This is a genomic window from Mesorhizobium sp. M7A.F.Ca.CA.002.15.2.1 (genome assembly GCF_003998715.1).
GTDB lineage: Bacteria > Pseudomonadota > Alphaproteobacteria > Rhizobiales > Rhizobiaceae > Mesorhizobium > Mesorhizobium ciceri.
This window is the reverse complement of record NZ_RZPI01000880.1, coordinates 1-1,910: the sequence shown is the minus strand read 5'-3', so window position 1 is coordinate 1,910 and position 1,910 is coordinate 1. Positions and strand designations below refer to the sequence as shown.

Genomic DNA, 1,910 nt, shown 5'->3' with positions numbered 1-1,910 from the left:
CCACTTTACCGTCGGCCAACGTGACGCGACGGTCCATGCGCGATGCCAGCTCGTGATTGTGGGTGGCGATCAGCGCCGCGAGGCCCGATTGCTTGACCAGCGCCGCCAGCGCCTCGAACACATAGGACGCGGTGACCGGGTCGAGATTGCCGGTCGGCTCGTCCGCCAGCAGTACCAGCGGCGCATTGGCGACCGCACGCGCAATGGCGACGCGCTGCTGTTCGCCGCCGGAGAGCTCGGACGGCCGGTGCGCCGCGCGTTTGCCGATCTGCATGTAATCGAGCAGCTGCGCCGCGCGCTCGGCCGCGTCCTTGCGGCTGAGCCCCTTGATGAGCTGCGGCATCATTATGTTTTCCAGCGCCGAGAATTCCGGCAGCAGGTGATGGAACTGGTAGACGAAGCCGACATCGTTGCGGCGGATCGCCGTGCGCTCGTCGTCGGACAGCCGCCCGCAGGCGCGGCCGGCCAGGATGACGTCGCCGGCGTCGGGACGCTCCAGCAGGCCGGCGGTGTGCAGCAGCGTCGACTTGCCGGTGCCAGACGGCGCCACCAGCGCCACCATCTCGCCGCGCTTCAGCGAGAAGTCCGCACCATTGAGAATGGTGAGTTTTCGCGGTCCCTGGACGTAGTGCCGCTCGACGCTCTTCAGCTCGATAATGACCTCGGCCACTATTCGTACCTCAAGGCTTCGACCGGATCGAGACGCGCGGCGCGCCATGCCGGAAACACCGTTGCCAGGAAGGACAGGCCGAGCGCCATCAGGACGACATAGGTCGTCTCGCGCGGATCCATCTTCGCCGGCAACTGGCTGAGGAAATAGAGTTCAGGATTGAACAGCACCTTACCGGTCATCCACGAGAAGAACTGGCGGATCGATTCGATGTTGGTGCAGATCAGTACGCCGAGCAGCACACCGGCAAGCGTGCCGGTCACGCCGATCGCCGCACCCGTCATCAGGAAGATGCGCAGGATGGCGCCGCGCGACGCCCCCATGGTGCGCAGGATGGCGATGTCGTGGCCCTTGTCCTTCACCAGCATGATCAGGCCGGAGATGATGTTCAGCGCCGCCACCAGCACGATCAGCGTCAGGATCATGAACATGACGTTGCGTTCGACCTGCAGCGCGGAGAAGAAGGTCTCGTTGCGCTGGCGCCAATCGACCATGTCGATCGGCCGCTGCGCCGCCGCCTCCACTTTCGGTTTCAGCGCATCGACATCGTCTGGATTGTCGACATAAATCTCGATCGTTTGCGCCCGCCCGTCCATGTTGAAATAAAGCTGCGCTTCGGAAAACGGCATGTAGACGATGGACGTGTCATATTCGGACATGCCGACTTCGAAGATCGCCGCGATCTTGTAGCCCTTCATGCGCGGCGTGGTGCCGATCGGCGTCACGTCGCCGTCGGGCGAAATCAAGGTGATGGTATCGCCAAGCGTCAGGCCGAGATTCTCAGCCATGCGCTTGCCGATGGCAACGCCCTCGCCAGAATCGAAATCGGCGATCGAACCCTGCTTGATGTTGCTGGCAACGATGGCGATCTTGCTCAGATCCTCGCCGCGTATGCCGCGAACCAGCGCTCCGGTTCCGCCGCCGACATTGCCTTGCGCAAGCACCTGGCCATCGATCAGCGGGATGGCGTATTTAACGCCTGCTACACCGTTGATGCGGCTGGCGACCTGCGCATAGTCCTCCAGCGGCGAATCGAGCGGCTGCACGATCAGGTGGCCGTTGACGCCGAGGATGCGCGTCAAAAGCTCTGCCCTGAAACCGTTCATCACCGCCATGACCACAATCAGCGTGGCGACGCCCAGCATGATGCCCAGAAACGAGATCGAGGCGATCACCGAGATCACCGTCTCCTTGCGCCGCGAACGCAGATAGCGCCAGGCGACCATGCGCTCGAAGATGG

The 1,910-nt window shown here is 63.2% G+C and carries 2 protein-coding genes; both read right to left on the bottom strand.

What is annotated here, in order from left to right:
• A partial coding sequence (locus ENZ74_RS30620) for an ABC transporter ATP-binding protein (RefSeq protein WP_206522370.1) occupies positions 1 to 673 on the bottom strand: 673 nt, incomplete at its 3' end.
• The gene (locus ENZ74_RS30615) at positions 670 to 1,908 is read right to left on the bottom strand and encodes a lipoprotein-releasing ABC transporter permease subunit (protein WP_127313250.1); all 1,239 of its coding nucleotides are present in this window, start codon (positions 1,906 to 1,908) and stop codon (positions 670 to 672) included. The genes ENZ74_RS30615 and ENZ74_RS30620, both read right to left, overlap by 4 nt.
• Between the last annotated feature and the right edge of the window lie 2 nt (positions 1,909 to 1,910).